Origin of the sequence: Azonexus hydrophilus, from assembly GCF_905120355.1 — a bacterium.
In the GTDB taxonomy this organism is placed as follows: Bacteria; Pseudomonadota; Gammaproteobacteria; order Burkholderiales; family Rhodocyclaceae; genus Azonexus.
Genome location: NZ_CAJHOB010000027.1, coordinates 1 through 8,648, shown reverse-complemented (window position 1 = coordinate 8,648; position 8,648 = coordinate 1). Strand labels below are relative to the sequence as shown.

Here is an 8,648-nt window from a genome sequence, read left to right as displayed (position 1 = left end):
GCAAAACAGATAGCCGCTTAACCCGTTGGACTCTACGGTTGACGACCTACCTCACAGTTTGTCGTAGAACTGGAAGGCAATGATGGCCTGATGCACCCGGTCGGCCACATTGCCGGAATCGCCCAGCAGTTCGGCCCGTACCTCGCCCACCGGTCCTTCACTGGGCAGGTTGCTGATCTTGTCCAGCATGGCCTGCATGCATTGGGCAATGCCGGTAAAGGACGTCGTCAGCACATCCACCGAGGTATTGCTGTCCTTCATTGCCGTTTCGATCTGGACTGCCGCCAGCTCCAGCATCAGCACCGTTTCACGCACCTGACTCCAGTTGAGGTCGGGGTTGTGGGCACTGCTGCCGCGGGGAAAGCCATTGTCTGTGTGATCGTTCATGCTGAAATCCTGAGAAGCAGGCGCGAAATATAGCGCAAGTTAGCGTAGGCTGCCGGTTCGTTCCGGTAAAGGAGGCCCGCCATGCCGAAAACACTCTGTCGCCTGCTCGCCCTCGCCCTGTTGTGTTGCAGCTGTCGCAGCACGCTGGCACAGGCTGAAATTGCCATCGATGTCGGTCATGGGGTGGACGATGGCGGAGCAGTCTCTGCCCGGGGGCGTGATGAATTTTTATTCAATCAGGAATTGGCCGCCCTACTTGCCGAACAGGTCCGCCACCTTGGGCACATAGTGCGTCCAATCAACTTTTCCGGCACCCAGAGCACTCTGCAGGAACGACCGCTCCTGGCCGTAGGCAGCGACTTTTTCATTTCCATCCATCACGATTCGGTGAGCGAAGCCTATCTTCAATCCTGGGAATGGGAAGGTATCGAACGCACGCATACCGAAGTCAAGCGCGGTTTCGGCCTGTTCGTCTCGGCCAATAATCCCGACCTGCGTACCAGTCTGCGCTGCGCCTCCAGCATGGGCGCCCTGCTGCGCCGCGCCGGATTTACCCCAAGTGACTGGCATAGCCGCAAACACTTTGCCGCCGACGCGGACAATGGAGTCTGGTTCTACGACAACCTGTTCGTGCTACAGCGGACGACTCTGCCGGCAGTGCTATTCGAAGCGGGGGTCATCAAGCACAAGGAAGAAGAACTCGAATTACGCGACCCGATCCGCCAGCGGCGCATGGCTGAAACCCTCGCCAGCGGCCTCGCCGCCTGCCTGCAGGTCAGAGAAACACCGGCTCCGGAGTAAGTTCGACCGCAAACTTCGTCCGCACCGCTGCCTGCACTGCGGCCATGCTGCGCCGGACATCCTCGCCGCTGGCACCACCATGATTCACCAGCACCAGCGCCTGTTTCTGATACATGCCGACCGGCCCCAAGGCCTTGCCTTTCCAGCCAGCCGCTTCGATCAGCCAGCCAGCGGCCAGCTTGACCCGGCCATCCGGCTGCGGATAGATCGGCACATCAGGATAGCGCTGCTGCAATTCGGCAGCCTGCGCGGCGGATACGATCGGGTTATGAAAGAAACTGCCAGCATTGGGCAATACCGCCGGGTCCGGCAACTTGCGCTGCCGCACGGCAATCACCGCTGCGGCAACATCGCTGGCTACCGGTTGCGTGATGCCACGCGCCGTCAGCTCCTGAGCCACATCGGCATAACGACAGTTGGCCTGCCAGCGTTTGGGCAGACGCAAGGTCAGCGCGACAATCGCCAGCGATCCGTCGAGATGCCGGCCTTCTTCCTTGAACACACTGTGGCGGTAGGCGAAACGGCAGGCTTCGCGACTGTAGTCGACATAGGCGTTGCGACGGAAATCCCAGGCCCGCACACGCGCCACCAATTCACCCACCTCCAGCCCATAAGCGCCGATGTTCTGCACCGGAGCCGCGCCCACCGTACCCGGAATCAGGGCCAGATTTTCCAGTCCGGGCCAGCCCCGGGCCAATGTCCACAAAACGAAGGCATGCCAGTTCTCACCGGCCCCTGCCTCGACATACCAGGCCTCATCGTCCTCCCCGACCAGTCGCCGGCCGGGAATCGCCATGTGCAGGAGCAGGCCAGCGAAATCACCACACAGCACCAGATTGCTGCCACCTCCCAGAATGAATCGCCGTTGCCCGAGCCAACGCGGATTTGCCTCCACCTCGGCCAGCATGTCCGCCGCCGTCACCCTGACATACGCCGCCGCCCGCCCTGGCAGGGCGAGCGTGTTGCAGGCCGCAAGATCGACGTCAGTCTGGTACATGCCCGCCACTACCGTGTCGGCGCCAGCAGATCGATCAAACGCTGCGGACTGCCCGGATCGCCCACTAGGATCGGCCGTGGCTGATAGGTCGGACTCACCAGACTGTTCTGCGGCTGATGACCGGCATAGCGCAAACCACTCAGATCGGCCCAGGTGTGGATGAAATGGTCAAGCTGATAGGTACGTTCGGCGTAAGCGGAATAATCCCGCTTGTCTTCCGCCAACCAGGCCGGCGAGCGCCAGATGAAGAATGGCACGGTGTACATCGGCAACGTCGGTTTGGCCTCGTTGCGCCCGATGAAGTCATGCGGCGGCGTGTCGTAGACATCTTCACCATGGTCGGAGAAATACACCAGCTGGCTGGGAATATCGGCGCTGCGCATGATGTCCAGCACATTGGCAACGACTTCGTCGTTGTAGCGCACGGCGTTGTCGTACTCATTGATGAAATCCGCCTGGCCGGCATCGGCCCACTCCGGAATGCCCGTACGATCCTTGAAAAACTCGGCCTCGGGCGGGAAGCGGTACTTGTAACGCATGTGCGTACCGAGGAGATGGATGACGATGAAACGCCGCGCCTGGCCATCCGCCAGGATTTCCTTCAGCGGCTCAAGCACCTGGCTGTCAAAACTGTAGGAATTCTGCGAACGCTGGTGATTGAGGTAGACCTGCTCATCCATCTGTTCGGAAAAATTGGTCAGCATCGTATTGCGCTTGGTCAGCGTCTGCTGATTGGTGATCCAGTAGGTACGATAACCGGCCTGCTTCATGATGTTCATGATCGACGGCTGCGTCAGATACAGATCCGGATGCTGCTGGTCGGCGAAGGTCAGCACCTGCTGCAGGGCTTCGATGGTATAGGGGCGCGAAGCATAGACCTGATTGAACAGGGACAACTCATCACGCTGTGCGCTCAGCTTCGGATTGGTTGGTCGCCCGTAACCATACAGGCTCATGTGCAGACGGCTGGTCGATTCGCCCAGCAAGAGCACCAGCGTCCCCGGTTTATTGGCGCGGGCATCCACCAATTCGGCAATCGGCGGAATGCGCTCGGTCTGCTCACGCAGGGCCTGCATGCCCGCCAGCTGCTCCTGGTAGCGGCTATAGCCGACCAGAAACTGCCAGGGCACGGCAGGCTCCATGCGGTTGAGCATTGATTCCTGATAGCGACCGCCATCGAATGTTCCGCCGCGCGCTACCTTCAGCGCCGGCGGCACCAGCAGTGCGGCAACCAGTAATGGAAACAGCATGATCCGGCCGAGCGGGCGCATGTTGAGCGGACGCACCCCACGCCACAAGGCATAAGCGCCGGCAAGAAAAGCAAACAACGCAGGGAACATCCACCATTTCAGGTACTGATCGATATATTCGCTGGCTTCGGCCGGATTGGACTCGAAAATGATGAACAGGACGCTTTGCGAAAATTCCTGCCGGTAAATAGCGAAATAACCCAGGTTGACCAAGGCACCAATGCCCAGAACCACCCCCAGCACCGCGCTAATCTGCCGCGCCTTGGCAGGAAACACCAGCAAGGGCAGCAGCCACAGCAGGCTGAAGATGAACCCCTGGCGCAGCGGCAGAAACCCGGTTGCGCCAGTAAAAAACAGCAGGAAATGGGTTACTGCAGAGAAATACCAGAAAAAAAGAAATGCCCGGCCCAGGCCGCGCCAATCGATCAGGTGCATGATGTCGTACCAAATTGAGGTCCGGCATTGTAGATTTTTTGCTGCGACTCAATGTAACGAAAGTTCGCCGATGCGTGGTTTTTTCAGTAAATCAATACGATGCGAATTGATTTAGCGTGCACTACCCGCTAACCTAGAGACTCCCCCTAACCGCTATTGAACGAGGTTGCAAAATGGCCGAACAAGCAAATGCCAACAAGGAAAAACTGGTTTCCGACCTGAAGGTCGTCATTTCCGACACCGAAGAACTGCTGCGCGCCACCACCGGCGTTGCCGGCGAAAAAGTGGGTGAACTCCGCGACCGCCTGGGCGCCCGCCTGCGCGATGCGAAGGATCGTCTGATCGACATGGAACATGCCGTGGTCGACAAAACCAAGGCTTGCGCCCGCGCTACCGACGATTTCGTGCATGACCAACCGTGGAAGGCCGTCGGTGTCGCTGCTGCGCTCGGGCTGGCGCTGGGCGTTCTGATCGGCCGCCGCTGAAAGTGACTGCGCCGAACACTGGCGAAGGGAGCCACGGTGGCCTCTTCGCATCCCTGAAGAGTCTGCTCCTCACCCTGCTCAGCACTGGCCGTACGCGGGCGGAGCTGCTCGTGGTCGAAATCGAGGAGGAAAAATTCCGCCTCATCGGCCTCTGGATGCGGGCTACCGGCATCGCTTTCCTGACCGCACTGGGCATCATCATGGCGGTATTCAGTCTGGCGCTGGCGTTCTGGGAACAGCGGGTACTGGTGTTTGGTGCATTTGCCGGCGTATTTTTCATCGCTGCATTCTGGTTGGCCTTCTCCTTGCGCCGTCAGTTCCGCAAACCAAGCCGCCTGTTTCAAGGCAGCCTGGGCGAGCTTGAACAAGATATTGCCCAACTGCGGGACCCACAATGAACGAAAAGCGCCTGCTACTCGCCATGCGTCGCGGACAATTGACCGCCCGTATCGCGGCCCAGCGCACTGCGCTGGCCGAACACAGCCAGGCGCTGAAGACTTTGTGCGCCACAGGCGACCAAGTCACGCACGGTGTGCGCTGGCTGCGCGAGCACCCACTCGCCGTTGGCACCGGTGTGGCCCTGCTCGCTGCGCTGCGTCCGCAACGTGGCTGGCGCTGGGCGAAACGTGGCTTCCTGGTCTGGCGAGGCTGGCAGGCACTGCGCAAAACCCTCGCTGTACTCCACTAGCCCGTGCAGGACAATTCCAGCCCGCCACCCGACTGGTGGCGGCAGATCCTTACGGCACAGCGACGCGAAATGCGGCGCGTCATCACCGATGCCGCTTCCATACGCGGTGTCATGCCCCTGCTGATGAAACCACGCAACGGGGAGAACTGGACGCCGGAAGAACGGGCCGAGCTGCTTGCCCACATGCGCTGTCTGGCGCACCTGTCGCCCTACCTGGTCTTGCTGTTGTTGCCGGGGTCTGCCTTGATCCTGCCGGCCTACGCGTGGTGGCTGGACCGACGGCGGATCAGGCGCAGGGACGATCTACCGGTTCGTGCCACGGAGCGACCCTGAGCAGAAGCAACATGCCCGGCAGTGCCAGCACGAAGCACAGGGCAAAAAACCCGGTCCAGCCCATTTGTTCCACCAGCCAGCCCGCGCCCGCATTGATTACCGTCCGCGGCACCGCCATCAGGCTGGTAAATAAAGCCAGCTGCGTTGCGGTATAGGCCGGGTGCGTGGTGCGCGCCATGAAGGCGACGAACGCTGTCGTGCCCAGCCCCACACCGATGGCTTCGCTACCGATCACCAGCGCCAGCAGGATCAGGCGGGCCGGCGTCGATTCTGCCGCCCCCACCCAGGCCAGCCCGAGAAAACCAAGTATGGTCACTGCCTGGACCACGCCGAATACCCACAAGGCGCGGTTGATGCCCAGCTTGAACATCCACACCCCGCCCAGAATGCCTCCCGCCACGGCTGGCCACAGCCCGGCATTCTTGGCAATGATGCCGATTTCCGTCTTGGTATAGCCCATGTCCAGGTAAAACGGCGTGGCCAGTGCGGTGCACAAGGAATCGCCAAGTTTGTAGAAAAACAGGAATGCCAGCACCAGCAGGGCTGATTGGGTACCGTGCCGACCGAAGAACTCGCGAAACGGTTCGACGACGGCCTCTCGCAGCGTACGCGGTGTACCGCCGGCAGCCAGCGGCTCGCGCACGCTCAGGGTCATCAGCAGGCCGGGCACCATGAACGCCGCGGTAATCAGGAACACCTGGCTCCACGGCAAGTGATCGGCCAGGATCAACGCCAGCGAACCCGGCACCAGCCCGGCAATGCGGTAGGCGTTGACGTGAATGGCATTGCCCAGCCCCAGTTCAGCATCCGGCAGAATCTCCCGGCGAAAGGCATCGAGCGCGATATCCTGCGTCGCGGAAAGAAAGGCAAGCACGGCCGTCAGCACAACGATCAGCGGCAGATCGTCCCGCGGCGACAAATGCCCCAGCCAGGCAATCGCTGCCAGCAGCCCGAGTTGGGAGACGAACATCCAGCTGCGCCGCCGCCCCAGCCAGGGCAGGATACCGTAGCGATCGAGTAGCGGCGCCCAGAGAAATTTCCAGGTGTAAGGAAACTGGATCAGGGCAAACGCGCCGATTGCCCGCAGCGATAAACCCTCTGTTTTCAACCAGGCGGGCACCAGGTTGAGCAGCAAATACAGCGGCAGGCCAGAGGCGAAACCGGTAAAGATGCAGATCAGCATGCGCCGATTCAGCATCGCAGAGAGCCAGGCGGGCATCAGGAATTCCGGGTCAGGCGGTAAACGGCGAGGCTGCCAAGGAAATTCAGATCGCGTGCCGAATCGGCATCCACGACCTGCCCTTCCTCATCCAGCACCTGCCGCTCGACGACGGTCAGCGCCATCTGTTCGCACAGCGCCTCGAAATCGAGCAGGGTGAAAAAGCGCACATTGGGCGAGTTGTACCACTGGTAAGGCAGGTCTTCCGACACCGGCATGCGTCCGTTCAGGACCGAGCGCAGGTTTTTCCAATAGGCGAAGTTGGGAAAGGAGACCACCGCTTCGCGCCCGACCCGCAGCATCTCGCGCAGAATGTCCTCGGTGTGACGCACCGTTTGCAGGGTGCGCGACAGCACGACGTGGTCAAAAGATTGATCGGCGAAATCGCGCAAACCGTCTTCCAGGTTGCTCTGGATGACGCTGATGCCATTGCGGATGGCCGCCAGCACATCGCTCTTGTCGATCTCCACCCCCCAGCCAACGACCTGTCGGCTGTCGATCAGGTGGCGCAGCAGCGCACCATTGCCACAACCGAGATCAAGCACGCGGTGGCCCGGCGCAACCCAGCTGGCGATGACATCGAAATCGGCACGACCCAGGGCATTGGTCATAGCGTGATGTTCCCGAGAAAAGCCCCGACCAGGGCGTGATAGTGCGCGTCTTCCATGAGGAAGGAATCATGGCCGAAGTTGAGATCGATTTCGGCGTAAGTGACCGGCCGACCATTGGCCAGCAAAGCAGCGACAATTTCACGCGAACGAGCCGGCGAAAAACGCCAGTCAGTTGTGAACGAGGCGATGAAGAAATTGGTGCGCGCATCCGTGCGCGCCATGGCGCGCACAAAATCGCCGCCATCGAGACGGGCCGGATCGAAATAATCGAGCGCCTTGGTCATCAGGAGATAGGTGTTGGCGTCAAAATAGCCTGCGAACTTATCCCCTTGATAACGCAGGTAGGATTCGACTTCAAACTGCACGTCGTAATCGAAGGTAAACCGGTCATTGCGCAGTTCGCGACCGAATTTTTCCCCCATCTGGTCATCCGACAGATAGGTGATGTGGCCCAACATGCGTGCCAGGCGAAGGCCGCGCACCGGTCGTACGCCATGTTCGTAGTAATGCCCACCATGAAAATCCGGATCGGTCAGAATGGCCTGTCGAGCCACGTCGTTGAAAGCGATGTTCTGCGCTGTCAATTTCGGCGCCGAGGCGATGATCAAGGCGTTACGCACCCGCGCCGGATGTGAAATCGTCCAGCGCAGCGCCTGCATCCCTCCCAGACTGCCCCCCATCACGGCGGCCCAGGCGTCGATACCGAACAGATCCGCCAGACGCGCCTGTGTCTCCACCCAGTCACTCACCGCGACAATGGGAAAATCCGCCCCCCAGGGTTTACCCGTCGCCGGATTGAGCGTGGTCGGCCCGGTCGAACCGTGACACCCACCCAGATTGTTGACCCCGACGATGAAGAAGCGATCGGTATCGAGCGGTCGTCCGGGACCGACGATGTTGTCCCACCAGCCAATATTCTTCGGCTGGTCAGCATAATGTCCGGCAACATGGTGATGCCCCGACAAGGCGTGACAAACCAGGATGGCATTGGATTTGGCAGCATTCAGGGTGCCATAGGTTTCCACCGCCAGATCATAGGCAGGCAGACTGACGCCGCTACGCAGCCGCAAGGGCTGCGCGAAGTGAAACTGTTGTGCTTGGACGACACCGACCGATTGTCCCGGCATGCTTGTTCCTAAAACAAAAAACCCAGTTGGCACAAACGCGAACTGGGCAGTCCCCGTTTAGCAGTATTTGGCAAGCGCCCGCAATCTGAGTTCAAATCGGCGCCCCGGACCAGCCGGTAGCCGGGAAAGATACGGGCGGGGCAGGTAAAAGTCAAATTCGCCCCGGCCTTTGCTAAAATCAGCGTCTTCCTACTGGTAGCCGGAATCGTCCCCGTGATCGAACAACGCAAACATCAACGTATCCGTTTCAGTGAGCCACCGTGAGGTAGGCTGAAAAAAGTGGAGTCCAACGTTTCGTAAAATGATCGAAAACGG

At 60.2% G+C, this 8,648-nt stretch carries 11 protein-coding genes; 5 read left to right on the top strand and 6 right to left on the bottom strand.

Translation table 11 applies throughout. The features are described from left to right. Positions 1–51: 51 nt before the first annotated feature. Complete coding sequence (locus JYJ39_RS13605) at positions 52–387, bottom strand: hypothetical protein (RefSeq protein ID WP_205205130.1); 336 nt, start codon at positions 385–387, stop codon at positions 52–54. An 81-nt stretch (positions 388–468) separates the two neighbouring features. On the opposite strand from JYJ39_RS13605, the gene JYJ39_RS13600 reads away from it, so the two are divergent. Next, positions 469–1,188: an N-acetylmuramoyl-L-alanine amidase family protein gene (locus JYJ39_RS13600; RefSeq protein WP_205205127.1), complete on the top strand. Its 720-nt coding sequence runs from the start codon at positions 469–471 to the stop codon at positions 1,186–1,188. Here the strand turns inward: JYJ39_RS13600 and murB are convergent. Both murB and cptA read right to left on the bottom strand, forming a co-directional pair. After that, positions 1,163–2,185: a UDP-N-acetylmuramate dehydrogenase gene (gene murB / locus JYJ39_RS13595; protein WP_205205125.1), complete on the bottom strand. Its 1,023-nt coding sequence runs from the start codon at positions 2,183–2,185 to the stop codon at positions 1,163–1,165. The genes JYJ39_RS13600 and murB overlap by 26 nt on opposite strands. Positions 2,186–2,193: 8 nt before the next feature. Continuing rightward, positions 2,194–3,870: a phosphoethanolamine transferase CptA gene (cptA, locus tag JYJ39_RS13590; protein WP_205205123.1), complete on the bottom strand. Its 1,677-nt coding sequence runs from the start codon at positions 3,868–3,870 to the stop codon at positions 2,194–2,196. Positions 3,871–4,043: 173 nt separating this feature from the next. On the opposite strand from cptA, the gene JYJ39_RS13585 reads away from it, so the two are divergent. From JYJ39_RS13585 to JYJ39_RS13570, 4 genes are read left to right on the top strand one after another with little or no spacing between them, the layout of a single operon-like run. Continuing rightward, positions 4,044–4,355: a DUF883 family protein gene (locus tag JYJ39_RS13585; protein WP_205205121.1), complete on the top strand. Its 312-nt coding sequence runs from the start codon at positions 4,044–4,046 to the stop codon at positions 4,353–4,355. Positions 4,356–4,357: 2 nt separating this feature from the next. Next, positions 4,358–4,753, top strand: a complete 396-nt coding sequence (locus tag JYJ39_RS13580) for a phage holin family protein (protein ID WP_205205119.1) — start codon at positions 4,358–4,360, stop codon at positions 4,751–4,753. Continuing rightward, positions 4,750–5,043 (top strand): YqjK-like family protein, encoded by a 294-nt coding sequence (locus JYJ39_RS13575; protein WP_205205117.1) that lies wholly within the window; start codon positions 4,750–4,752, stop codon positions 5,041–5,043. Before JYJ39_RS13580 ends, JYJ39_RS13575 begins: the two co-directional genes overlap by 4 nt. 3 nt (positions 5,044–5,046) lie before the next feature. After that, complete coding sequence (locus JYJ39_RS13570) at positions 5,047–5,376, top strand: hypothetical protein (protein WP_205205115.1); 330 nt, start codon at positions 5,047–5,049, stop codon at positions 5,374–5,376. Here the strand turns inward: JYJ39_RS13570 and JYJ39_RS13565 are convergent. Genes JYJ39_RS13565 through metX form a run of 3 tightly spaced genes read right to left on the bottom strand, consistent with a single transcriptional unit; the run spans position 5,330 to position 8,333 of the window. Continuing rightward, a complete protein-coding gene (locus tag JYJ39_RS13565) occupies positions 5,330–6,595 on the bottom strand; it encodes an AmpG family muropeptide MFS transporter (protein ID WP_240189669.1) in 1,266 nt (421 codons plus the stop codon). The genes JYJ39_RS13570 and JYJ39_RS13565 overlap by 47 nt on opposite strands. After that, complete coding sequence (gene metW / locus JYJ39_RS13560; protein WP_205205113.1) at positions 6,595–7,206, bottom strand: methionine biosynthesis protein MetW; 612 nt, start codon at positions 7,204–7,206, stop codon at positions 6,595–6,597. The genes JYJ39_RS13565 and metW overlap by 1 nt, the downstream gene beginning before the upstream one ends. Continuing rightward, a complete protein-coding gene (gene metX / locus JYJ39_RS13555; RefSeq protein ID WP_205205110.1) occupies positions 7,203–8,333 on the bottom strand; it encodes a homoserine O-succinyltransferase MetX in 1,131 nt (376 codons plus the stop codon). Before metX ends, metW begins: the two co-directional genes overlap by 4 nt. Positions 8,334–8,648: the final 315 nt, after the last annotated feature.